General features: G+C 45.2%; 28 protein-coding genes. 19 read left to right on the top strand and 9 right to left on the bottom strand.

The genetic code is table 11. From position 1 onward, the window contains the following. Positions 1-33: 33 nt before the first annotated feature. Complete coding sequence (locus tag Q3W56_RS10985) at positions 34-753, bottom strand: yteA family sporulation protein (protein ID WP_019715489.1); 720 nt, start codon at positions 751-753, stop codon at positions 34-36. A 292-nt stretch (positions 754-1,045) separates the two neighbouring features. On the opposite strand from Q3W56_RS10985, the gene Q3W56_RS10980 reads away from it, so the two are divergent. The 10 genes from Q3W56_RS10980 to Q3W56_RS10935 all read left to right on the top strand — a co-directional run bounded on the left by Q3W56_RS10980 (position 1,046) and on the right by Q3W56_RS10935 (position 12,682). Then, positions 1,046-2,461 carry an isochorismate synthase gene (locus tag Q3W56_RS10980; protein ID WP_302895513.1) on the top strand — a complete coding sequence of 472 codons (1,416 nt, stop codon included), beginning with the start codon at positions 1,046-1,048 and terminating at the stop codon, positions 2,459-2,461. After that, the gene (gene menD / locus Q3W56_RS10975; protein ID WP_302895512.1) at positions 2,458-4,200 is read left to right on the top strand and encodes a 2-succinyl-5-enolpyruvyl-6-hydroxy-3-cyclohexene-1-carboxylic-acid synthase; all 1,743 of its coding nucleotides are present in this window, start codon (positions 2,458-2,460) and stop codon (positions 4,198-4,200) included. The genes Q3W56_RS10980 and menD overlap by 4 nt, the downstream gene beginning before the upstream one ends. After that, positions 4,188-5,030 (top strand): 2-succinyl-6-hydroxy-2,4-cyclohexadiene-1-carboxylate synthase, encoded by an 843-nt coding sequence (gene menH, locus Q3W56_RS10970; protein WP_302895511.1) that lies wholly within the window; start codon positions 4,188-4,190, stop codon positions 5,028-5,030. Before menD ends, menH begins: the two co-directional genes overlap by 13 nt. Before the next feature lie 13 nt (positions 5,031-5,043). Continuing rightward, positions 5,044-5,862 carry a 1,4-dihydroxy-2-naphthoyl-CoA synthase gene (gene menB / locus Q3W56_RS10965; RefSeq protein ID WP_003219322.1) on the top strand — a complete coding sequence of 273 codons (819 nt, stop codon included), beginning with the start codon at positions 5,044-5,046 and terminating at the stop codon, positions 5,860-5,862. 90 nt (positions 5,863-5,952) lie between these two features. Beyond that, entirely contained in the window at positions 5,953-7,413 is a 1,461-nt protein-coding gene (locus tag Q3W56_RS10960; protein WP_302895510.1) for an o-succinylbenzoate--CoA ligase, read from the top strand. After that, complete coding sequence (gene menC / locus Q3W56_RS10955) at positions 7,410-8,525, top strand: o-succinylbenzoate synthase (protein ID WP_302895509.1); 1,116 nt, start codon at positions 7,410-7,412, stop codon at positions 8,523-8,525. The genes Q3W56_RS10960 and menC overlap by 4 nt, the downstream gene beginning before the upstream one ends. Positions 8,526-8,800: 275 nt before the next feature. Further along, positions 8,801-9,721 (top strand): metal ABC transporter solute-binding protein, Zn/Mn family, encoded by a 921-nt coding sequence (locus tag Q3W56_RS10950; protein WP_302895508.1) that lies wholly within the window; start codon positions 8,801-8,803, stop codon positions 9,719-9,721. Between the two features lie 18 nt (positions 9,722-9,739). Further along, positions 9,740-10,492 (top strand): manganese ABC transporter ATP-binding protein MntB, encoded by a 753-nt coding sequence (gene mntB, locus Q3W56_RS10945; protein WP_302895507.1) that lies wholly within the window; start codon positions 9,740-9,742, stop codon positions 10,490-10,492. Between the two features lie 5 nt (positions 10,493-10,497). Then, positions 10,498-11,805 (top strand): metal ABC transporter permease, encoded by a 1,308-nt coding sequence (locus tag Q3W56_RS10940; protein WP_302895506.1) that lies wholly within the window; start codon positions 10,498-10,500, stop codon positions 11,803-11,805. Further along, positions 11,795-12,682 carry a metal ABC transporter permease gene (locus Q3W56_RS10935; protein WP_302895505.1) on the top strand — a complete coding sequence of 296 codons (888 nt, stop codon included), beginning with the start codon at positions 11,795-11,797 and terminating at the stop codon, positions 12,680-12,682. The genes Q3W56_RS10940 and Q3W56_RS10935 overlap by 11 nt, the downstream gene beginning before the upstream one ends. Before the next feature lie 18 nt (positions 12,683-12,700). Here the strand turns inward: Q3W56_RS10935 and Q3W56_RS10930 are convergent, their stop codons facing one another. From Q3W56_RS10930 to Q3W56_RS10920, 3 genes are read right to left on the bottom strand one after another with little or no spacing between them, the layout of a single operon-like run. Further along, the gene (locus tag Q3W56_RS10930; protein WP_003219337.1) at positions 12,701-12,859 is read right to left on the bottom strand and encodes a DUF1540 domain-containing protein; all 159 of its coding nucleotides are present in this window, start codon (positions 12,857-12,859) and stop codon (positions 12,701-12,703) included. 53 nt (positions 12,860-12,912) lie between these two features. Continuing rightward, positions 12,913-13,953, bottom strand: coding sequence for a cytochrome d ubiquinol oxidase subunit II (locus Q3W56_RS10925; RefSeq protein WP_302895504.1), 1,041 nt, complete (start codon positions 13,951-13,953; stop codon positions 12,913-12,915). 42 nt (positions 13,954-13,995) lie between these two features. Then, positions 13,996-15,327 carry a cytochrome ubiquinol oxidase subunit I gene (locus Q3W56_RS10920; RefSeq protein ID WP_302895503.1) on the bottom strand — a complete coding sequence of 444 codons (1,332 nt, stop codon included), beginning with the start codon at positions 15,325-15,327 and terminating at the stop codon, positions 13,996-13,998. Between the two features lie 205 nt (positions 15,328-15,532). Here Q3W56_RS10920 and Q3W56_RS10915 point away from each other — a divergent pair, with 205 nt between their 5' ends. Both Q3W56_RS10915 and Q3W56_RS10910 read left to right on the top strand, forming a co-directional pair. Further along, complete coding sequence (locus Q3W56_RS10915) at positions 15,533-15,781, top strand: type B 50S ribosomal protein L31 (protein ID WP_019715477.1); 249 nt, start codon at positions 15,533-15,535, stop codon at positions 15,779-15,781. A 118-nt stretch (positions 15,782-15,899) separates the two neighbouring features. Beyond that, positions 15,900-16,463 carry a beta-class carbonic anhydrase gene (locus tag Q3W56_RS10910; RefSeq protein WP_302895502.1) on the top strand — a complete coding sequence of 188 codons (564 nt, stop codon included), beginning with the start codon at positions 15,900-15,902 and terminating at the stop codon, positions 16,461-16,463. Here Q3W56_RS10910 and yidD read toward each other — a convergent pair. Next, the gene (yidD, locus tag Q3W56_RS10905) at positions 16,460-16,687 is read right to left on the bottom strand and encodes a membrane protein insertion efficiency factor YidD (RefSeq protein ID WP_019715475.1); all 228 of its coding nucleotides are present in this window, start codon (positions 16,685-16,687) and stop codon (positions 16,460-16,462) included. The two genes, Q3W56_RS10910 and yidD, sit on opposite strands and share 4 nt — an antisense overlap. A 126-nt stretch (positions 16,688-16,813) precedes the next feature. On the opposite strand from yidD, the gene Q3W56_RS10900 reads away from it, so the two are divergent. Next, positions 16,814-17,287, top strand: coding sequence for an S-ribosylhomocysteine lyase (locus Q3W56_RS10900; RefSeq protein ID WP_019715474.1), 474 nt, complete (start codon positions 16,814-16,816; stop codon positions 17,285-17,287). 119 nt (positions 17,288-17,406) lie between these two features. Further along, a complete protein-coding gene (locus Q3W56_RS10895) occupies positions 17,407-17,847 on the top strand; it encodes a FixH family protein (RefSeq protein WP_302895501.1) in 441 nt (146 codons plus the stop codon). On the opposite strand, the gene ytzI is transcribed toward Q3W56_RS10895, so the two are convergent. Beyond that, the gene (gene ytzI, locus Q3W56_RS10890) at positions 17,841-17,981 is read right to left on the bottom strand and encodes a YtzI protein (RefSeq protein WP_019715472.1); all 141 of its coding nucleotides are present in this window, start codon (positions 17,979-17,981) and stop codon (positions 17,841-17,843) included. The two genes, Q3W56_RS10895 and ytzI, sit on opposite strands and share 7 nt — an antisense overlap. A 133-nt stretch (positions 17,982-18,114) precedes the next feature. Here ytzI and Q3W56_RS10885 point away from each other — a divergent pair, with 133 nt between their 5' ends. From Q3W56_RS10885 to ytkD, 3 genes are all read left to right on the top strand, one after another. Beyond that, positions 18,115-18,552, top strand: coding sequence for a Dps family protein (locus Q3W56_RS10885; RefSeq protein ID WP_019715471.1), 438 nt, complete (start codon positions 18,115-18,117; stop codon positions 18,550-18,552). A 165-nt stretch (positions 18,553-18,717) separates the two neighbouring features. After that, positions 18,718-19,122 (top strand): phage holin family protein, encoded by a 405-nt coding sequence (locus tag Q3W56_RS10880; RefSeq protein WP_019715470.1) that lies wholly within the window; start codon positions 18,718-18,720, stop codon positions 19,120-19,122. 209 nt (positions 19,123-19,331) lie between these two features. Then, positions 19,332-19,808: an RNA deprotection pyrophosphohydrolase gene (gene ytkD / locus Q3W56_RS10875; protein WP_302895500.1), complete on the top strand. Its 477-nt coding sequence runs from the start codon at positions 19,332-19,334 to the stop codon at positions 19,806-19,808. 26 nt (positions 19,809-19,834) lie between these two features. Here the strand turns inward: ytkD and Q3W56_RS10870 are convergent, their stop codons facing one another. From Q3W56_RS10870 to Q3W56_RS10860, 3 genes are read right to left on the bottom strand one after another with little or no spacing between them, the layout of a single operon-like run. Continuing rightward, positions 19,835-20,647: an ABC transporter permease gene (locus tag Q3W56_RS10870; RefSeq protein WP_019715468.1), complete on the bottom strand. Its 813-nt coding sequence runs from the start codon at positions 20,645-20,647 to the stop codon at positions 19,835-19,837. Further along, the gene (locus Q3W56_RS10865) at positions 20,622-21,404 is read right to left on the bottom strand and encodes an ABC transporter ATP-binding protein (RefSeq protein WP_302895499.1); all 783 of its coding nucleotides are present in this window, start codon (positions 21,402-21,404) and stop codon (positions 20,622-20,624) included. Before Q3W56_RS10865 ends, Q3W56_RS10870 begins: the two co-directional genes overlap by 26 nt. Positions 21,405-21,416: 12 nt before the next feature. Further along, entirely contained in the window at positions 21,417-22,421 is a 1,005-nt protein-coding gene (locus Q3W56_RS10860) for an ABC transporter substrate-binding protein (RefSeq protein ID WP_302895498.1), read from the bottom strand. Between the two features lie 149 nt (positions 22,422-22,570). On the opposite strand from Q3W56_RS10860, the gene Q3W56_RS10855 reads away from it, so the two are divergent. Both Q3W56_RS10855 and Q3W56_RS10850 read left to right on the top strand, forming a co-directional pair. Beyond that, positions 22,571-23,344, top strand: coding sequence for an alpha/beta hydrolase family protein (locus Q3W56_RS10855; protein ID WP_302895496.1), 774 nt, complete (start codon positions 22,571-22,573; stop codon positions 23,342-23,344). Between the two features lie 51 nt (positions 23,345-23,395). Next, entirely contained in the window at positions 23,396-23,638 is a 243-nt protein-coding gene (locus Q3W56_RS10850; protein ID WP_268289626.1) for a DUF2584 domain-containing protein, read from the top strand. The last annotated feature ends 5 nt before the right edge of the window (positions 23,639-23,643 follow it).

The raw sequence follows: 23,643 nt of genomic DNA, 5'->3' as shown, positions 1-23,643 counted from the left end.
GAATACGTAAAAGAACCCCCGACAACCGGGGGTTCAATCAGCGTGGAGGTCGCCGAATGTTGTCATGATTCCCTCTTCATCGAGTTCTTCCTCATAACGCTCATGAGCTCTGCTTTGATAAACTGTAATTTCTTTGCCTGTAATATCTGTAGCGATGAAATTTTCGTACGACTCCGTATTGCCGATATTTTCTTCGGCATTCATCGTCATATCATCATAGCTGAGCGGAGGGTTTTCCATATCCTGCGGTGTTTGCGAATTCCCGTATTTTTCGACGTCCTGGTAGGAATCTTCACTGTCATAAGGTGCTCTGATTTCTTCATCATCGTCAAATTCAAATTGCCCGAAAGGTGTTTCTTCTTCGATTGGACGGTCTTTGGAAACGACATCCTGTGACGAATACTCTGCGAGCGTTGTGGCAGTTGGAAACGCTTCAAGACGTTCGTAAGGGATTTCCTTTCCGCTGACTTCACAAATACCGTACGTACCGTTTTCTATCGCCTTCAATGAATGCTCAATGTCTCGGAGGTGCTCTCTCTCATGCAAGTCGAGGGCAATGTCTTTCTCACGCTCGTAAAGCTCTGTCGCCTGATCGCCGGGGTGGTTGTCGTAAGCCGAAAGCTCACCCCATGAATCATAAGGAAAGGCAGAGTTAAGCTGGAAATGGTCATTGTCTTTGAAACGGTTTAAGATTTCTTCTTTTGTTTGTTCCAGTTCCTGTTTCAAGTGTTGAAGCTGGTCTTTTGTAAGCAATGTGATCGCCTCGTTTCTCTGTGGTGCATACCTTTAGTATGAACAGATCGCCTGAAGAACTTTCATAAATGACGAGTGGAGGAATATAGGAGATTTTCCTTATATGGTAAGCGGATACAACCTTTGCTATCAGTGGAGAAAGAAATTTAAGGTTTGTTTCTTTTTCATTTCTGGAATTAGGTTTATAATAGGTAAGGCAGGCCATTTGGACTGCAGGATCTGTGTGTTTGACACAAAGGAGACACAGGTGTATGGTATTAAAAGCATTTTAAGGATTATGGAGGAATGTCTCATGGTGACAACGGTGCAGCGTACGTTCCGAAAGGAAGTTCTACATGCATTACATAAAGCCAAAGAAGTCAACCATGCTGTCTTAATAAGCTATTCGAGACAAATCGAGTCTCTTGACCCTCTATCATTTTTCAATTACGGAGCAAAAAAATATACAGGCAATCGATTTTTTTGGTCAGATCCTGAAAGTGAATTGACAATAGTCGGTCTTGGCAAAGAAGCGGTTTTCCAGACAAATCAAAAAAACAGCGAGCGTTATCGCGAGGTTTTTGAACAATGGGAGCGCTTTAAAAAGACGGCTTTTCATATTTATGAAGAAGAAAAGCTGCAGCATTCTGCAGTGGGACCTGTGTTATTCGGAGGATTTTCCTTTGACCCTTGCGAAGAAAGAGGTACACAATGGGACCATTTTTCGGAAGGGGATTTCTTTGTGCCTGCGCTTATGCTGACGATGACTGCCGAAGGCCCGTTTCTAACAGCCAACAGATGGGTAAGCGGAGAGGAAGACGCAGAGACAGTTTTGGAAGGCTTAAAGTCTCTTGCAGCCGAATGTAAGGTTCCTGCTTTACACCAAGAAGATCAAGCTGCAATTACAGCATCTCAAGAGCTGGATAAGGATGATTGGCTGAAAGCAATCGAAACGGCAACAAGCCAAATTAAAGAGGCACAATATGATAAGGTGGTTCTTGCCCGAGAGCTGCTGCTCACGTTTGAAGGGCCGATCCAAATTGAACCGGTGCTTAAAACGCTTCTGAACGATCAGCAGACAAGCTATGTTTTTGCAATCGAGCAGGAAGGAAAAACCTTTGTCGGCGCGTCTCCAGAAAGACTGATTAAAAAAGACGGCAGCACTGTCATGTCTTCTTGTCTGGCAGGCTCCATTAAACGTGGCACGAATGAAGAAGAAGACCGCCGGATAGGCCTAGAATTATTAAACGATGAGAAAAATCTGCTGGAGCATGATATTGTTGTAGGCATGATTCATAATGCTTTTGCATCAAGCTGTTCTGAGGTTGAAAAGCCTGACGGACCTATGTTGTATAAAACGAAAAGTGTTCAGCACTTATTTACGCCGATTGTTGGGCAGCTTCGTGAATCTGCTTCACTTTTTGATTTAATTGAGAAACTGCATCCTACGCCGGCGCTTGGGGGAGCACCTCAAAAAAAAGCCGTTGAAGTGATCAGAGAGATCGAACCGATGTCCCGTGGCTGGTATGCGGCCCCTATCGGCTGGATTGACAGCCAGGATAACGGAGAATTCGCAGTGGCCATTCGCTCAGGACTGATCGAAGGCAGCACAGCAAGGCTGTTTGCCGGGTGCGGCATTGTGGAAGATTCGGAGCCACAGTCTGAATATGAAGAAACACAGATTAAATTGAAGCCGATGATCTCTGCATTAGGAGGTGAGAGGCGTTGACAGCCAACCCAATTACTCATTACATCGGAAGTTTTATTGATGAATTCGCCCTTTCCGGGATTACGGATGCCGTCGTCTGCCCGGGCTCAAGATCCACACCGCTGGCTATTCTTGCAGCCGCGCATCCCGATATCAGTATTCATGTCCAAATTGACGAAAGATCTGCCGGTTTCTTTGCTTTAGGGCTGGCAAAAGCGAAGCAGCGTCCCGTGCTTTTGATATGTACATCAGGAACAGCCGCGGCCAACTTTTATCCGGCTGTGATTGAAGCCCATTATTCAAGAGTGCCCATTATTGTGTTAACTGCTGATCGGCCTCACGAGTTGCGCGAGGTAGGCGCACCGCAGGCTATTAATCAGCACTTCTTATTCGGTAACTTTGTTAAGTTTTTCACAGACTCTGCTCTACCTGAAGAGTCTCCGCAAATGCTGAGATATATTCGAACACTGGCCGGCCGCGCCGGCGGGGAAGCACAAAAGCGCCCAATGGGACCTGTGCATGTGAATGTGCCGCTGCGTGAACCGCTGATGCCGGATCTTTCGGATGAGCCGTTTGCAAGAATGAGAACAGGCCGTCATGTGTCTGTAAAAACGGGTACGCAGTCTGTTGACCGCGAAACCCTCTCTGATGTAGCTGTAATGCTGGCAAAGGCTGAAAAAGGAATGATCGTCTGCGGAGAGCTCCACAGTGATAAGGAAAAAGAACACATTATTGCGCTGTCAAAAGCGCTTCAGTATCCGATTTTAGCGGACCCGCTGTCTAATCTGAGGAACGGCGCTCATGATAAAAGCACTGTCATTGATGCGTATGATTCATTTTTAAAAGATGATGAGCTGAAGGCGAAATTGCGTCCTGATGTCGTCATTCGTTTTGGGCCGATGCCTGTCTCAAAACCGGTTTTCTTATGGCTCAGGGATGAGCCGGCAATTCAGCAAATTGTGATTGACGAAGATGGAGGGTGGAGAGACCCGACACAGGCAAGCGCGCATATGATTCACTGCAACGCATCATCTTTTTCTGAAGCCATCATAAAAGAACATACTGACAGGATTAGATCATCAGAATGGCTGGAAAAGTGGCAGTTTGTCAATGAACGGTTCCGTGCGCATTTGCAAACAATGAGCAGTGAAGAGGTTTCATTTGAAGGCAATCTCTATCGAATTCTTCAGCATCTTGTGCCTGAAAACAGCTCTCTGTTTGTCGGTAACAGTATGCCGATCAGGGATGTTGATACATTTTTTGGAAAACAAGAACGTGCTTTCCGAATTTATTCAAACCGGGGCGCAAACGGGATAGACGGTGTCGTCTCCTCTGCTATGGGGGTATGTGAAGGAACAAAAGCGCCTGTTACACTCGTGATTGGAGATTTATCTTTTTATCACGATTTAAACGGACTGCTGGCAGCCAAAAAGCTGGGCATTCCTCTTACTGTGATTCTCGTGAATAATGACGGCGGAGGGATTTTCTCATTTTTGCCGCAGGCTTCTGAAAAGACACACTTTGAAGATTTGTTCGGCACACCGACAGGGCTCGATTTCAAGCATGCGGCTGCACTATACGGCGGAACATATTCATGCCCGGCCTCGTGGGATGAATTCGAAACAGCTTACGCGCCCCAGGCAGACAAGCCCGGACTCCATTTGATAGAAATCAAAACGGATCGCCAATCGAGAGTTCAGCTCCATCGCGATATGCTGAACGAGGCAGTGCGGGAAGTGAAAAAACATTGGGAACTGTAAACATAACTGTTTCAGACGGTGTCCGATATGCTGTGACAGATGAGCGGCCGGATGCTTCCGAGGCCGTCGTCTGTCTGCACGGGTTTACCGGCAGCAAACAATCATGGAATTTCCTTGATGGGATGCTGCCTGATTCCCGTTTGATCAAAATTGATTGTCTAGGGCATGGCGAAACCGATGCCCCGCTGAATGGGAGAAGATACAGCACAAACCGGCAAGTTTCTGACCTTGCAGAGATTTTTGATCAATTAAAACTTCACAAAGTGAAATTGATTGGGTATTCTATGGGAGGAAGGCTTGCTTATTCATTTGCGGTGGCATATCCCGAACGGGTATCGGCACTGGTGCTAGAAAGCACAACGCCGGGGCTCAAAACGCTTGAGGAACGGCGTGAGAGAATCATGCGGGACCGGAAGCTTGCCGATTTTATTTTGCGTGACGGGATCAAAGCCTTTGTGCAGTATTGGGAGAACATTCCTTTGTTTTCATCCCAGCAGCGGCTGGCTGAAGATATTCGGCACATGATACGATCCGGCCGTCTGCGAAACAATAAGATTGGGCTTGCAAATAGTTTAACGGGCATGGGCACTGGTTCACAGCCTTCCTTGTGGAGCCGTGTAGAAGAAATAGCCGTGCCTGTGCTTCTAATCTGCGGGGAGTGGGACAAAAAGTTTTGCGCCATTAATCAAGAGGTGCATAAGAAGCTTCCATCTAGTAGAATAGAGATTGTTCCAAAAGCCGGCCATACGGTCCATGTGGAACAACCGAGATTTTTTGGTAAAATAGTGAGTGAGTTTTTGACAAGCTTGACTCATTCACATAGAGAATAAAGGAGGTCATCATATGGCTGCAGAATGGAAAACAAAACGGACATACGATGAAATATTGTATGAAACGTATAATGGTATTGCAAAAATAACAATCAACCGCCCTGAGGTACATAACGCGTTTACACCTAAAACGGTTGCTGAAATGATTGATGCGTTTGCTGACGCAAGAGATGATCAAAACGTTGGGGTTATTGTGCTTGCCGGTGCCGGAGACAAAGCGTTTTGTTCAGGCGGAGACCAAAAAGTGCGCGGCCACGGCGGATATGTAGGAGACGACCAGATTCCGCGTCTAAACGTACTGGATCTTCAACGTTTAATCCGCGTTATTCCAAAACCGGTTGTTGCGATGGTGTCCGGATATGCGATCGGCGGAGGCCATGTGCTTCACATCGTATGTGATCTGACAATCGCTGCCGACAACGCGATTTTCGGACAAACTGGCCCTAAAGTGGGAAGCTTTGATGCTGGTTACGGTTCTGGCTACTTAGCTCGAATTGTAGGACATAAAAAAGCCCGTGAAATCTGGTACCTTTGCCGTCAGTACAACGCACAGGAAGCGCTTGACATGGGTCTTGTCAACACAGTTGTTCCTTTGGAACAACTTGAAGAAGAAACGATTAAATGGTGTGAAGAAATGCTTGAAAAAAGCCCGACCGCACTTCGTTTTCTTAAAGCTGCGTTTAACGCGGACACAGACGGACTTGCTGGAATTCAGCAGTTTGCAGGGGATGCTACCCTTCTTTACTACACAACTGATGAAGCAAAAGAAGGCCGTGATTCCTTTAAGGAAAAACGCAAACCTGATTTCGGACAGTTCCCTCGTTTCCCGTGATCAGCAATACTTAGTAAACAAACAGCTTGAGACTTTGCGGTCCAAGCTGTTTTCTTTTCAATACAGACATTTTACCTCGGAGATGATGACATGCTGACAGAACAGCCCAACTGGCTCATGCAGCGGGCACTGCTGACACCTGAGAGAATCGCTCTCATCTATGGAGACCAAACCGTGACATTTGCAGAATTGTTTGCTGCGTCTAAGCGAATGGCGGCGCAGCTTGCTGCTCATTCGGTTCGAAAAGGAGAAACTGCGGCTATTTTGCTCCAAAACCGTGCAGAAATGGTTTACGCCGTTCACGCTTGTTTTTTGCTTGGTGTGAAGGCGGTACTTTTGAATACGAAGCTGTCAACACATGAAAGGCTGTTTCAGCTGGAGGATTCCGGCGCCCGCTTTTTACTGACAGATTCAAACTTTGACCAGCAAGATTATGAGCATACCGTTCAAACCATTGATGTGGACGAACTGATGAAAGAAGCCGCTGAGGAAATTGAGATCCAGCCTTATATGCAATTGGATGAAACGGCAACGCTGATGTATACCTCGGGTACGACAGGCAAGCCCAAGGGGGTTCAGCAAACGTTCGGAAACCATTATTTCAGTGCGGTGTCATCCGCGCTTAATTTGGGTATAACAGAACAAGACCGCTGGCTTATCGCATTGCCGCTCTTTCACATCAGCGGATTGTCCGCGTTATTTAAATCTGTGATTTATGGAATGACTGTCGTGCTTCACCAGCGTTTTTCCGTAAGCGATGTGCTGGATTCTATCAGCAGGCATCAAGTGACAATGATATCTGCGGTGCAGACAATGCTGGCCAGTCTTTTGGAAGAAACAAGCCGCTGCCCTGAATCCATCAGGTGCATTCTGCTTGGCGGAGGCCCTGCACCGCTGCCCTTGCTTGAGGAATGCCGCGAGAAAGGATTCCCTGTCTTTCAGTCATACGGAATGACAGAAACATGCTCACAAATTGTTACCCTGTCGCCGGAATTCAGTATGGAAAAGCTCGGATCTGCGGGTAAACCGCTGTTTTCATGCGAAATCAAAATAGAGCGGGACGGACAGGCGTGTAAACCGTTTGAACACGGTGAAATCATGGTCAAAGGCCCGAATGTGATGAAAAGCTATTTTAACCGGGAGAGCGCAAACGAAGCCTCCTTTCAAAATGGCTGGCTGAAAACAGGTGATCTTGGGTATTTGGACAGCGAAGGCTTTTTATATGTACTGGACAGGCGTTCAGATTTGATCATATCAGGCGGAGAAAACATTTATCCGGCTGAAGTGGAGTCAGTGCTGCTTTCACACCCCGCTGTAGCCGAAGCCGGTGTTTCAGGGGCAGAGGACAAAAAATGGGGGAAAGTGCCCCACGCCTATCTTGTCCTTCACAAGCCTGTGAGCGCAGAAGAATTGACCGCCTACTGCAAAGAACGCTTGGCGAAGTTTAAAATTCCGGCAAAATTCTTTGAACTGGACAGCCTGCCGCGCAATGCGTCTAATAAGCTCATGCGAAATCAGCTGAAGGATGCGCGTAAAGGAGAACTGCTATGATCGAAATAGAGAAAATTACGCTTTACCATTTGAGCATGAATTTAAAGAAACCATTTAAAAACAGTATTGAAACGCTTCAAGAGCGTAAATTTCTGATCGTGGAAGCTATTGATACATCCGGTGTCACTGGCTGGGGAGAAGTGTCTGCGTTCTCTTCGCCTTGGTACACCGAGGAAACCATTGGAACATGTTTGCACATGTTAAAGGATTTTTTTATTCCCAATGTTGTGGGACGTGAATTCAATCACCCTTCCGACGTGCCGGACAGTCTGGCGCGCTATAAAGGAAATCGGATGGCAAAAGCGGGACTTGAATCCGCTGTATGGGATATCTATGCGAAAAAGAAGGGCATATCCCTCGCTGAGGCATTGGGCGGGACAAGAGATAAAGTGCCTGCTGGGGTGGTTGTCGGCCTGGCACCCCTTAATGATATGTTGAAGGAAATTGAGAGTTATCAAAAAGAAGGGTATCAAAGAATAAAAATAAAAATTCAGCCTGGACAGGATGTGGAATTGGTCAAGGCCATCCGCAGCCGGTTCCCAAACATGCCGCTCATGGCCGATGCCAATTCCTCCTATGAACTGAAGGATATCAGCCGTTTAAAGGAGCTTGATGACTATCAGTTAATAATGATTGAGCAGCCGCTCCAAGCTGACGATATCGTAGACCACCGCCACTTGCAGAAACATTTGAAAACGGCCATTTGCCTTGATGAAAGCATTTGTTCAGCCGATGATGCGAGACGGGCGATTGAGCTCGGAAGCTGTAAAATCATTAATATTAAGCCTTCCCGAGTCGGCGGTTTAACAGAAGCCTTAAAAATTCATGATTTGTGCAGAGAGCATCATATGCAGGTTTGGTGCGGAGGGATGCTGGAAACAGGCATATCCAGAGCGCAAAACGTGGCGCTAGCTTCACTGCCGCAATTCACATTACCCGGTGATATTTCATCATCTTCACGCTATTGGGATGAGGATATTGTGACCCCTGATATCCGTATCGATAATGGGTTTATTTCTGTGTCAAAACAGCCTGGTTTAGGGGTTGAAGTGAATCAGGACATTATGCGAAAATATGTGACCAAAATGGATGTTTTCACACAGCATGGATGAGAAAAAAGCATTTTGCCATTTTGAGCGAGTGTCAGTGTGCTGTTATAGTAAAAGCGTTCGATGAATACATCCCTTCTCGTTTGGACCGGCTGCCCAGCCGGTTTTTTTATGCATTTGTTGCTTGACATAAATGGACAAACGCGATATTTTTGCACAAAGGAAACTTTTTGTCCTGTCTAAATAAAATATGCTTTTGGCTAATTTAATGTCACATGTCTAAGAAATAAAAACATAAGATAATACAATCGGACATTGTGGCAAGGAGGAGGGAAATGATGAAACAGTTACTGATGGCAGCAGTACTTTCCGCTTGCTTTGCGTTAACAGGATGCGGTACCGATTCAGCCGGGAAAAGCAACGATCAGCGATTGCAGGTAACGGCAACAACATCCCAAATTGCCGATGCAGCCGAAAACATTGGAGGAAAGCATGTAAAAGTCACCTCTTTAATGGGACCAGGGGTCGATCCGCATCTTTACAAAGCCTCACAAGCTGATACGAAAAAATTAATGTCAGCCGATGTTGTGCTTTACAGCGGATTGAATTTGGAAGGGAAAATGGAGGATGTTCTTCAAAAAATAGGCGAACAAAAACAAGCAGCGGCAATTACTGAGGCCATACCGAAAAGCAAGCTTATTTCTGCCGGAGCAGGTAAGACGTTTGATCCCCACGTTTGGTTCAGCATTCCGTTATGGATCTATGCGGTGGATGAAATCGAAACGCAATTCAGTAAGGCGATGCCTGAGCACGCGGAAGATTTTAAGAAAAATGCCAAAGAGCACGAAGAAGATTTGCAAAATTTAGATAAATGGGCACGTCAGGAGATTGCACACATTCCGGAGAAAAGCCGTGTGCTTGTTTCGGCTCACGATGCCTTTGCGTATTTGGGGAAAGAGTATGGTTTTCAGGTGAAAGGCCTGCAGGGACTAAGCACAGATTCGGATTACGGATTGAAGGATGTTCAAGAACTTGTCGATCTCCTAACAGAAAAACAAATAAAAGCTGTTTTTGTAGAAAGCAGTGTGTCTGAAAAATCAATAAATGCAGTCGTGGAAGGGGCTAAAGAAAAAGGCCATACAGTCACAATCGGCGGTCAGCTCTATTCAGATGCCATGGGTGAAAAAGGCACAAAAGAAGGCACATACGAAGGAATGTTCCGCCACAACATTAACACTATTACTAATGCGCTTAAATAAAGAAAAGAGGTGAGGGACATGTTCCCTGTTGAGCTCGATAATGTAACGGTTGCCTATCATAAAAAGGCTGTTCTGCAGGACATTTCGCTGCAGATCCCTGAAGGAAAACTGATTGGCATTATCGGTCCAAACGGCGCGGGCAAATCAACCTTGATCAAAACCATTCTCGGTCTTGTGCCCAGGGCGTCAGGAGACATCTCTATTTACGGCAAAGACTATAAGGATCAGCGGACAAGAATCGGATACGTTCCGCAGCGGGGTTCGGTTGACTGGGATTTTCCCACAAACGCGCTCGATGTCGTGCTAATGGGGAGATACGGCCGGATTGGCTTATTGAAAAGGCCCAAAAAAGCCGACGTGGATATGGCGAAGGCTGCTTTAGAAAAAGTCGGGATGCTTGATTATGCAAAGAGGCAGATCAGCCAGCTGTCAGGAGGCCAGCAGCAGAGGGTGTTTCTTGCCAGGGCACTATGCCAAGACGCTGACATTTATTTTATGGATGAACCGTTTGCCGGGGTTGATGCAGCGACGGAGCGGGCAATCATGACGCTTTTGGCAGAACTAAAAGAAAAAGGAAAAACAGTGCTTGTCGTCCACCATGATCTGCAGACTGCCGAGGATTATTTCGATTGGATTCTACTGCTTCATCTAAGAAAAATCGCTTTCGGACCTGCGAAAAACGTTTTTACAATCGAAAACTTGCAGAAAACGTATGGAGGAAGGCTGACATTTCTGAAAGATAAAGTGCTGGCAGAAGGACATAAGGAGTGAGAGTATTGTTTGAAAGTTTGTGGCTGCAGCTCCAGCACCCGAATACACAGTGGGTGCTGGCTGGAACGCTTTTACTGGGAGCGGCAAGCGGTGTTTTGGGCAGCTTTGTGCTGCTTAGAAAGCAAAGTTTAATCGGCGATGCAATGGCCCATTCAGCTCTGCCGGGAGTGTGTCTCGCTTTTTTGTTCACCGGGCAAAAATCACTGCCTTTCTTTTTGCTGGGGGCAGCGCTTGCCGGGCTGCTCGGAACGTGGTGTATTCAGCTGATTCCACGGCTTTCAAAAACAAAAGAGGACTCGGCAATCGGGATTGTTCTCTCAGTGTTTTTTGGCGTCGGGATCATACTATTGACATTTATTCAGCAGCAAGGGACAGGAAGCCAAAGCGGGCTTGATTCTTTTTTATTCGGCCAGGCCGCTTCATTGGTCAGGCAGGATATCATTTTGATTGCGGGAATATCAGCTGTTCTATTGCTCCTTTGTGTTGTTTTCTTTAAGGAGTTTACGTTGATTACTTTCGATCTCGCGTTTGCAAAGGGATTAGGACTGCCGGTGCGTTATTTAAACGGGCTTTTGGCTTGCCTTATCGTCTGTGCTGTCGTCATCGGGCTTCAGGCAGTTGGTGTGATATTAATGGCAGCTATGCTAATTACACCTGCCATAGCTGCAAGGTTTTGGACCGAAAGATTTACCGGAATGTTAGTCATTGCCGGGGTCACAGGCGGGGTCAGCGGTGTGGCCGGAACCTTGCTGAGCACGACGATGAAGGGGATGGCGACAGGGCCATTAATGATCTTATCAGCAACAGTGATTTTTCTATTTTCAATGATTTGCGCGCCTAAGCGGGGATTGGCTGCAAAAGCAATAAGGCTGATCAGGCTGCGGCGCAAAACAAGCAGGGAGCAGGTGCTGCTGACGATATATGAGCAGTATGAAAAGAACGATCTTTATGTAATAGCTGAACGTGTTAGAAAGACAAGGCGCCTATCCCCTTCATTATGCCATAAGGTATTGAATGGCTTAGAAAAAGAGAGGTGCATCGTGCGGGTTGAAAATGGGATTTGGCAAATAACACGTACCGGGATAGAAAAAGGCTATCACATGGCTTTGAAGCATCGGATGTATGAAATGTACCTCATGCACGAAATGGAGCTTGCGAATCTGGAAATTGATCAGGATCATTTTGACCCGGATCGTTTGCCTGGGGAAACAAGAGAGCGGCTTCTTTCACTCTTAAAGCTGTATGGCCGGATGCCTAAGCTTCAAAAGGCGGCTCCTGATGCCGGGAAAGGACAGATCGCAAATGAGTTTTGAAGCATGGATTATAGCTACAGGTGTACTAGTCGGTGTAAGCTGCGCATTAATCGGAACATTTCTCGTGTTGAGAAGAATGGCGATGCTGGCCGACGCGATCAGCCATACAGTGTTGCTTGGCATTGTCGGTGCTTTTCTTGTGACAGGAAGTCTTGACGGAATTCCTATGTTGATCGGCGCTGCAATTTCTGGTCTGTTAACGGCATTTTTGGTTCAGCTTCTTCACAGCAAAGGGGTTCAATCTGATGCCGCGATAGGAGTTGTGTTTACATCTTTATTTGCAGTCGGTGTTATTTTACTTTCTGTGTATGGAGCGAATGTCCATCTCGATATTGAGCACTCGTTAATGGGAGAAATCACGTTTGTGCCATGGAATACGCTCTCAGTATTCGGAGTTGACATCGGGCCGAAAGCGTTTTGGATGCTGGCATCTGTCCTAGTTTTAAATGTCTTGTTGATCAGTGTGTGCTATAAGGAATTCAAAATCGCTTCGTTTGATCCGCAAATGGCTTTAGCTCTGGGAATACCGGTTTTGCTGATTCATTATGTGCAAATGGGCATGTTGTCGCTAACAACCGTTGCTTCCTTTGATTCGGTTGGTGCTGTCTTGGTTGTAGCCATGCTGATTGTCCCACCTGCTGCGGCTCATTTGCTGACGGACCGGCTGCTTTATATGCTGATTCTCAGCGCGCTGATTGGCGGACTGTCGGCGGTTATGGGCTATTTCTTCGCAACATGGCTTAATGTTTCAATTTCCGGAGCAATGGCGGCCATGACAGGTGTATGTTATGCCGGCGCCATTTTGTTATCGCCTGCAAACGGGATCATGACAAAAAAGCTGAGAACAATGAACATGAAAAAAGAAAGAGCTGGCTGACGCAGCTCTTTCTTATGATTACAAATCATGCGGCTTAAACGTTTTGCAGTCCGTTTCCTGGCTGTTTTCAGCCGTTTCACCAGTATGGCTAACAACATAAATGGCATCAGCGGTGCATTTGTTTCCTTTGCCCCAATAAGAACAGTTGTTGACTTCGCATAGAATTTTCTGCTCCATGCCATCCCCTCCTTATAAAGGTTCTGGCTTAGTATAGCCGTCGGGTATGTCCGCTATTCCTCTTGGCGGATATACCGTTTATCTCGCATAAACATTTTCCAGAAAAAATAAAATCCTGGAAAGAGAATGATAAATGCAACGATATACGTCGCAAACAGCGCTCTGAACGTTGCTGGCTCTGTGAAACCCGACATGATTGTCACATCGGGATAAATCATATACGGGAGATGCGCCCGTCCGTACGCGTAGCTTGCCAGAAAATACTGGATCGCAATCGCGACAAGTGCAAGCCGCGGCTTTCCGATGTTTTTGCCAAAGCTCTTGTTTGGTAGAAAAAGTGCGATTCCCGCGATGACAAATGTAATGAACGATGCAATAATCCAAGAGAAATCATTCATCATTCCGCTGTACAGCCAGTTTGCTTCATTCCGCAATGTCATTATAATGCTAACAGCAAATAGGAGTGAAATTGGGCCTGTAATCAAGGCGCTTTTTCTGTAGGCGCGGTACGCGTCCTGTTCCTCCGCCACATTTGAAAAATCAGCAAGCAGCAGCGAAGACAAAAACAAAGTGCTTAAAATTGCAAACCCGATAAATGAGTAGGCATTGGGGCTTGAAAAGATTTTAGACATGTTCAAGTTATAGATTCCGTTCGTTTTTTCTATAAACCCTCCGTGTGTCACAGGAAGCACCAATATTAAAATAGCAGGGATGATAAAGCCGGAGATGCCGGAAATATATCTTAGTATCTTCCGCTCCTTTGCTGTGTTAGAAAAAACGAGAAATCCGCTTCGAATCGCTAAAAACAGTAAAATCATGCTGCCGGGAATTAATAAAACGGTTCCGAGCACAAATGTCGCGCCAGGAAAAAAGCTGAAGAGCGCCACGACGATGGCCACAATAAAAACGTTTGTGACCTCCCAAGTCGGGGACAGAAAGCGGTTCGCAATATCGGTGGCCTTCATGTGCTCCTTGTTTAAATAGATCATAGACCAAAATCCCGCTCCAAAATCCATAGTCGCCATGACGGCGTAAACAAACACAAAGCCCCAGATAATTGAGATGGCGATCAGAGCGTCAGTTGAAATGTCCATTTGTCGATCTTCCTTCCATTTGGTTTCCTGTTTGCGGAGCCATTACGACTCCGCAGTATTTAAATCCTCGTCAACCGGGTGCTTGCGGAAATAGTACAGCAGCACATAGACGACAGCTGCGCCTAACACGGCGTAAACAAATGTGAAAAATAAAAAGAGCACCCCGATCGAGCCAGTCGTTGTCACGACATCCGACGTTTTTAGGAGATGATAGATGACCCAAGGCTGCCTTCCCGTACAGGCGAAAATCCAGCCGAATTCAATGCCGATGAGACTAAAAGGGCCTGCTGTAATGAAAATGACCAATAGCCACGTTGGGAAGCGGTCTTTCTTGAGTACCTTTCTCCAGACCACACCGATAATGGAATAAAGAATAAGCAGCATTCCTACGCCGACCATCGCATTAAACAGCGTGTGAATGAAGAGCGGCGGCCATTCGTCTCTAGGAAATGCATTTAATCCCTTTACAACAGTATCAAAGCGGTTCGCTGCCAGAAAGCTTAACGCCCATGGAATCTCGATGGCCCATTTTACTTTCTCTTCCTTCGGGTCTGTAAAACCTCCGATAGCAAGAGGGGCGTGAGATCTTGTTTCAAACAAGCCTTCGGCGCCTGCTAATTTTTCAGGCTGATATTCGTACAGCATTTGTGCGGATTCGTGCCCGTTCAAAGCGGTCAGCAGTGAAAAAATGCCGCCGATCGTCAGTGCAAGCAAAAGGGCTTTCCGGTGAAAGCGATAGACCGTTTCCTTTTTTCTCGACCGAATCATTTTATATGCAGCAACAGAAGCAACGATAAACGCGCCCGTCATAAATGCGGATAAAACGACATGTCCTGCGGTGATAAAAAAGCTTGGGTTGAAGAATGCAGCCCACGGATCAACATCTGTAATTTTTCCGTCTGAAATTTTAAAACCAGCCGGCGTTCCTTCAAAGGCATGGACATTCGTGATCAGAACAGCTGATGCTGCTGCCCCAACTAACACAAAGAAAACGGCAACAATCCTCATTGCCGGTGACAAGCGGTCTGCGGCGTATACATAAATCGACATGAAAAGGGCTTCAATAAAAAAAGCATAAATCTCAATTTGAAACGGCAGGGACATGACCCGGCCGATGACTTCCATAAAACCGGGCCATAAAAGCGCGAGCTGAGTGCCCGCAATCGTCCCGGTCGGTATGGCGACCCCCAGCAAAACGGCTTGTGCTTTCGTCCATCTCTTTGCCATAATCGCATAATGGTCATCTTTCGTTTTTTGATAGATCAATTCTGCCACTAAAATCATGAGCGGCAGACCTACTCCAAGCGTTGCGAAAATGATATGAAAGCCCATTGTCGTGCCAAAAAGGCTTCTGGCCAAAACTAAATCATCCACAATCATAAACCACCTTTCTAAAAAGACGTTCTGTATGTATTTTGGGTTTATTATTTGCTTCCTCGGCTAGATTATTCTTCCTATTCTTAAATGCGATGAGGTTTACAATGCAAAGACGCAGGGAAGGATGTAGGAAGATTGACAAAACGTCTGTGAGGATATAAAATAAAACGTAATTATTACGATTTGAGGAAGGGAGATATATATGAAAGAAGGAATTCATCCAAAGAACCACAAAGTCATATTTCAGGATATCAACAGCGGCTACCGTTTTCTTAGCACCTCTACTAAAACATCTCATGAAACAGCAGAGTGGGAAGACGGCAACACATATCCGGTCATTAAAGTAGAGGTCAGCTCTGACACGCATCCGTTTTATACAGGCCGCCAGAAATTCAATGAAAAAGGCGGAAGGGTGGAGCAGTTCAAAAAACGTTATAATATGGGAAAATGAGGCAGACCCTGAGGGTTTGTCTTTTTTCTTGCCCAGTTTAATTTTTGATAAGATGACGAAAAGACAAATGCTGTGATATATTTGAGAGTAAAAAGACCAGAAAGGAATACAGCTAGCTATGAGCCTTCTAAATGATATTCTTGATTTTAACAAGACATTTACTGAACAAAGGGAGTACGAAAAGTATCAAACATCAAAATTCCCTGATAAAAAAATGGCGATTCTTTCTTGCATGGACACTCGTTTGGTTGAATTGCTGCCACATGCAATGAATATGCGAAATGGTGACGTGAAAATCATTAAAAGTGCCGGTGCGCTTGTGACACACCCATTCGGAAGCATCATGAGAAGTTTGCTCGTTGCTGTGTACGAGCTGAACGCAGATGAGGTATGTGTGATCGGGCATCACGATTGCGGCATGAGTAAAATCAGCAGTGAAAGCATGCTTGATAAAATAAAGGAAAGAGGAATTCCGGAAGAACGGATTGAAACATTGAAGTACTCCGGAGTTGACTTTGATCAGTGGTTTAAAAGCTTCGATTCAGTGGAAGCGAGCGTAAAAGACAGCGTGAACGTCATTAAACATCATCCGCTGTTCCCGGAAAATGTGCCTGTCCATGGTTTAGTCATCGATCCTGAGACAGGAAAACTGGATGTTGTCGTGAACGGCTATAACGATTAATGCTTTCGTTTCTTTTCAGGAACAGGATCGACCCCTCCCGGATGGAACGGATGGCATTTCAAAATCCGTATGATTGTCAGCCAGCCGCCTTTTAAAGCGCCGTGCGTTTTAATCGCTTCGATTCCGTATTGAGAACAAGTCGGATAAAAGCGGCATGTTGGGGGCGTCAAGGGAGAAATGAATTTTTGATATCCTCTGATCAGCGCGATAAATAGGGTTTTCATATGTCTTCAGCAACCTTTCTGATGCAAGTATAAGAAAAAAAACACAGATTGAAAAGTTATTTGATAATTCTTATCGGAAAGGTGTGTTATAATGAATGTACATTTTTTTAAAAGGAGAGTGCCATTATGCCTTCAGTAGAAAGTTTTGAGCTTGATCATAATGCGGTTGTTGCTCCATATGTAAGACATTGCGGCGTGCATAAAGTAGGAACAGACGGCGTTGTAAATAAATTTGATATTCGTTTTTGCCAGCCAAATAAACAGGCGATGAAGCCTGACACCATTCACACACTTGAGCATTTGCTCGCGTTTACGATTCGTTCTCACGCTGAGAAATACGATCATTTTGATATCATTGATATTTCTCCAATGGGCTGCCAAACAGGCTATTATCTTGTTGTGAGCGGAGAGCCGACATCAGAAGAAATCGTTGATCTGCTTGAAGACACAATGAAGGAAGCGGTAGAGATTACCGAGATTCCGGCTGCGAATGAAAAGCAGTGCGGCCAAGCGAAGCTTCATGATCTGGAAGGCGCTAAACGTTTAATGCGTTTTTGGCTGTCACAGGATAAAGAAGAATTGCTGAAAGTATTTGGTTAAACAGTAAGGGACCTTTTTGCGCTTATGCAAAAAGGTCTTTTTTGTGTCGTGTCATTTTTTTGCTACCATTTGCTGTAAGCGTTTGCTACTATTTATGTAAATGATGAAAGGGTGATGGCATGAAAAAGATGTTGGTTGTTCTGCTTTTTTCTGCATTTTTGCTTAATGGATGCGGTACTGGTGAAAACAAAGCAAATACTGCAGCTGAGACGCCTGAGGTATTGGATGTCAAGCTGACTGGCCCTAAAAAAGTAAATCCAGGAGAAAGCGCCGCGTATGAAGCAGCGGTATCATATGGTAACGAAGCGGTGACGGATGCCGATGAAGTGGAGTTTGAAGTGTGGAAAGAAGGAGAGAAAGACGCCAGCCGAATGGTTAAAGCGAAACAAGAAAAGGGCGTATACCGATTGGAAACAACGTTTAAGGAAGATGGTGTCTACACTGTCCAATCCCATGTCACAGCAAAAAAACAGCATAGCATGCCGACCTTAAAAGTCCAAGTCGGTGACGCCGATGCTGTCAGCAATCAGTCTGAAGACGCGCATTCACATAATCATTGATTTTTTGAATCAACACGAGTTTCTTGCGGAGGATCAATGGTGTGTTTAACATTATAGGCTTTGACAGTCGTCCAAATGGTGACAAGCAAAACAGCCAGCACAATCAAGATACTTATTGTAATGAGAAGCGCCATGACATTCCACCACCTCCCGTCTTTTAACAATTATAGCAAAGTAAAAGAAATCGTGACAGATAAGGGTAAAAAAGAGGTTTTGACGTACGATATAGAGGGTACACATAGTCATATAAAAAGGAGGAAGATAATCATGTCAGAACAATTGATTCAAGCAGTGAACAAACAAGTAGCCAACTGGACAGTCATGTATGTGAAACTACATAATTATCACTGGTATGTGAAAGGGAAAGATTTCTTCACTCTTCATGAAAAGTTTGAGGAGCTGTATAACGAAACGGCAACTTATATTGACGACTTAGCTGAACGTCTTTTGGCGCTGGACGGAAAACCGATTGCGACAATGAAGGAATCCCTGGAAACAGCTTCTGTAAAGGAAGCGTCAGGAAATGAAACGGCTGAACAAATGGTTCAAAGCGTATACGATGATTTCACAATCATAGGGGAAGAGCTGAAAAACGGCATGGATTTAGCTGATGAAGTCGGTGATGAAACAACAGGAGACATGCTACTTGCGATCCATCAAAATATTGAAAAACACAACTGGATGCTGAAAGCTTACCTAGGTTAGGTCCAAAAAAGAAGAGCCGGATGTCTTATAATAGACGTCCGGCTTTTAATTTTACATCCAAAAAAATAGGCGACAACCAGTCCATTTTTCTGAAAAATCCAATCCGTTCGGCTTGTTTTCCATAGAATATCGTAAGGCCGTTTCTGTGAAAGGATGTTGGAATAAATGGATAGAGACTTTGGCATCTTTTCGTTAATAGCAGTCAGCGTTTCAGCAGCGGGGTTTTTCTTCGGAGGTTTTCAGTATTCATTTCTGATTTTGCTCTCTCTAATGGCAATTGAATTTATCAGTACGACCTTGAAGGAAACGATTATCAACAGGTTGGCGTTTAAAAAGGTATTTGCCCGGCTTGTCAAAAAATTAGTCACGCTGGCTCTGATCTCTGTATGCCACTTTTTTGATCAGCTGCTGAATACACAGGGGTCAATACGTGACTTGGCTATTATGTTTTATATCCTTTATGAATCTGTGCAAATTGTAGTAACAGCCAGCTCTCTCGGTATACCGGTCCCTCAGATGCTTGTCGATCTTTTAGAAACGTTAAGAAATAAATTCAAACGCAAACCGTAACTTTTACCTGTTCACGGGTCATAATAAAGCCCAGAGCGTCAGTCGCACATTCTGGCAAAAAGCACAGAAAAAACTGTACGAGCTGGTCTGCATGCTTTAGCCCTTGATGGCGTGCTGGGTTTCCCTTATTTTTTGATTAAAGGCTTCCGAAGAAACCTAACTGTGGTATGATGTATGGAAGATAGTAGGAACGGATTTGAGGGATAAACATGTACGAGTTTAAAGATTATTATCAGAATACTGTTCAGCTTTCCTTTGACGATCAGCCTTTCTCGGACAGCCCGAAGCATGTCTGGGTGATTTGCCGTTTTGGCGGCAAATGGCTTTTAACAGAACATGAGGACAGAGGCTATGAGTTTCCAGGCGGGAAAGTAGAGCCGATGGAGTGCGCAGAAGAGGCGGCGCTCCGGGAAGTCAAGGAAGAGACGGGCGCGAGAGTGAAAAGCCTCAAGTACCTCGGACAGTATAAAGTTCTCGGTAAAGAAAAAGTGATTGTGAAGAATATCTATTTTGCAGTTATAGAAAAGCTTGAAAAGCAAGCTGATTACTATGAAACGAAAGGCCCGGTTTTGTTTCATGAGCTTCCGGAGAACCTTTCCCGCAATAAAAAGTTCAGCTTTATTATGAAGGATTCCGTTCTTCCGATCAGTTTGAAAAGACTGAAAGAAGCTGGATGGATTGAATAAAAAAACCGGCATATTTGCCGGTTTTTTTATGCCCTGCCCTTCGTCCATTTCTTTTCCAGCAGCTCTACGCCCTGATACATTAAAGTGGCGAATATGGCGATGATCAGCAGACTTAAGAAGACGAGTGTAAAATTAAAGACTTGGAAACCATAAATAATCATATATCCTAATCCGACCTTAGAAACAAGGAATTCTCCTACAATGACGCCAACCCATGATAAACCGACATTTACTTTTAATGTTGAAATAATAGCGGGAGAGGATGCGGGCAGAATCACTTCTTTAAAAATGACCCATTTTTTTGCGCCGAATGTTTTCATGACTTTTATATAGTTTTCGTCCACTTCCTGGAAAGCAGTGTACACGACGATGGTTGTGATAATAACGCTGATGATGGCCCCCATCGCAATAATGCTGATAAAACTGGGACCGAGCGCGACAATCAGGATCGGGCCGAGAGCCACTTTGGGCATTGCATTCAGAATAACAAGATACGGATCTAAAATCCTGGCAAGCCGGTTGGACCACCATAACAAGGCAGCGAGGCACGTGCCCATAAACGTACCAAGCAAAAAGCCAAGCACCGTTTCAAATAAAGTGACGCCGATGTGGGACAGTAAAGACCCGTCACCGAGCTTCTCCAGCAATAAATGCCATACAGCTGACGGAGAGCTGAAGATCAGCGGATCAATCCAGCCGAGCCTGCTGGAGATTTCCCAACCCGCGAAAAAGAGAATAAATATGGCAAGCTGAAAGGAATGGACATTCCGTTTTTCCTTTTTCTGTTTGAATTGATATTGCTCGTGAAGCAGATCAATCGTTTCTTTGCTGTTTCTCAAGAGAATTCAGCTCCTTCCATATCGTTTGAAACAGCGTCTGGAAGGATGGCTCCTGGCGGGCGTCAAAAGGCAACATCGCGGCCAATTCTTTAGGAATGGTAAAAATCTGATGGATGGTGCCCGGCTGGTTTGAAAATAAAAATATTGTATCGCTCATCGCTATCGCTTCCCCAATATCATGTGTGACAAGCACTGCAGTTTTTTGATACTCCTTTAATGTACGGAATACCAGATTTTCCAGTGCCAGCTTTGTCTGAAAATCAAGCGCGGAAAATGGCTCATCCAGCAAAAGCAGACTTGGATTTGGCGCAAGAGTTCTTGCAAGCGCGGCTCGCTGGCGCATTCCGCCCGACAGCTCCTTCGGATATTTTTTCTCCACATCTATGAGGCCGAACTCCGGCAATAAACCGAGTGCAGCAGCCTTGCTTTCTTCCGTCAGCGTGTCGGCGATTTTTAAACCGAGAAGCACATTTTCCTCGATAGATTTCCAGGGAAATAAGTAATCCTGTTGAAGCATATAGCCAATATTATGTTCTTTTTGATTCGGCTCACGGCCTTCAATCAGAACTCTGCCTTCCGAGGGCTCAATCAGGCCGGCAATAATAGAAAGCAGTGTTGTTTTTCCGCAGCCGCTTGGGCCGAGAAATGAGATGAAATCACCTTTTTCGGCATTGAAATGAATATCCCGTACGGCCGTCGTTTTTTCTTTAACAGAAAAATAAGTATGGGTTACATGGTCGACATGTAAGAAAGACATAGATGGCGCCTCCTATTTTTCCGAGGTGACTTTTTCGGCAATTTGTTTATTTACAAGCTGATTGTATGGAATATGTTTCGGCAATTCTCCCGATTGATCCATAATGGTTTGGAGCAGCTCCCATTCTTTTTCGTTGAGAAGAGGGTCTGGCGAATACGAATGCTGTTTTTTATATCGTTCAATGGATGTTTCAATGACTTCTGGATCGGTATCATCAAATTCATCTTTAATGGCGTCTGTGATTTCTTTCGCCGAGTGTTTTCCCACCCACTGCTGCGCCTTATAGATAGCTCTTGTAAACTTGACGGCTGTGTCTTCATGTTTTTTCAGATAGCTTTGTTTTGCTATAAAAGTCGTGTAAGGAACCTGGCCTGATTGTTCTCCGAACGAAGCCACGATATGGCCGATGCCTTTTTTCTCAAAGAGAGAAGCTTGAGGTTCAAAGAGCTGCACATACTCGCCTGTTCCAGAAGCAAATGCATTGGCGATATTGGCGAAATCTATGTTCTGGATGAGGTCAATATCCTTGTGCGGGTCAATCTTATGGTTGTTCAGAACAAACTCGCCGACCATTTGCGGCATGCCGCCTTTTCTTTGGCCGAGAAACGTTTTTCCTTTTAGCTGATCCCATTCGAACTTTTCAACATCTTCTCTCGCGACGAGAAAGGTTCCGTCTGTCTGAGTCAGCTGGGCGAAATTAATGACAGGATCTTTAGCCCCTTGCGCTTCGACATAAATAGATGTTTCTGCCCCGACAAGTGCGATGTCTGAGCCGTTTGAAAGAAGCGATGTCATGGTTTTGTCGCCGCCCCAGGTCGTATTTACATCGACATCAAGCCCTTCTTCCTTGAAAAATCCTTTAGACTCAGCAACATATAAAGGCGCGTAAAAAATTGAATGGGTCACTTCGGATACTTTGACTTTGGTGAGCGTTTCCTCCTGCTTGCAAGCCGCTAGGGCGATCATCAGAAATATACTGCCGACACAGGCGCAGCCCAGCCTTAACCATTTGTTCACATAGACAACCTCCTTATTTAGCATCAAGTTAATATCCTTTTTTGCTTTACATATCGTATGATGGGTATAAAAATGTGTGAATGCCTAATCAGGTTCTCAGGATGTAATTTTGGAGTAAGGAAAGCATATAATAAAAGGAGGCGGATGCTATGATTGTTGAGAAAAGAAGATTTCCGTCGCCAAGCCAGCATGTGCGTCTGTATACGATCTGCTATCTTTCGAATGGCTTACGGGTAAAGGGGCTTCTGGCTGAACCGGCGGCACCGGGACAATATGACGGATTTTTATATTTGCGTGGCGGGATTAAAAACGTGGGCATGGTTCGGCCGGGCCGAATCATCCAGTTTGCGTCCCAAGGGTTTGTTGTGTTTGCTCCTTTTTACAGAGGAAATCAAGGGGGCGAGGGGAATGAAGACTTTGCAGGAGAAGACAGGGAGGATGCTTTTTCCGCTTTTCACCTGCTTCAGCAACATCCGAATGTCAAGAAGGACAGAATACATATCTTCGGTTTTTCCCGCGGCGGCATTATGGGAATGCTCACTGCGATTGAAATGGGCCGGCATGCTGCTTCATTTGTTTCCTGGGGAGGCGTCAGCGATATGATCCTTACATATGAGGAGCGGCAGGATTTGCGGCGAATGATGAAAAGAGTCATCGGCGGAACACCGAAAAAGGTGCCTGAGGAATACAAATGGAGAACACCGTTTGACCAACTAAACAAAATTCAGGCACCCGTGCTATTAATCCATGGAGAAAAAGACGAAAACGTTTCGATTCAGCATTCCTATTTGCTTGAAGAAAAGCTAAAACAGCTGCATAAGCCAGTGGAGACATGGTACTATAGTACATTCACACATTATTTCCCGCCAAAAGAAAACCGGCGTATCGTGCGGCAGCTCACGCAATGGATGAAAAACCGCTGACGGTGAAATATGTTATGATAAAGCAAAAAGAGAACGAAAGGGGATTTCACGTTGGGAATGCCTGTTGAATTTAATACACTGATTGTGACAAAAGGAAAAGAAGTTCGCATAGATGAAAATATATTCACGTTAGAGAAAGACGGATACCGTGTGTATCCGATGGAGATTCCGATGGATGTGCGCAAAACAAAGTTCGGCGAAAAGTCAGGCACAGCTGAAGTGCAGAAACTTCAATGGGAAGGCGGCCGGACCATTATTACGTACAAGCTGACTTCTTTGCATTCTGTCAATTAAAACAA

This window comes from Bacillus sp. C28GYM-DRY-1 (assembly GCF_030519405.1).
Taxonomy (GTDB): domain Bacteria; phylum Bacillota; class Bacilli; order Bacillales; family Bacillaceae; genus Bacillus; species Bacillus spizizenii_A.
This window is presented reverse-complemented; position numbering and strand designations above follow the sequence as displayed.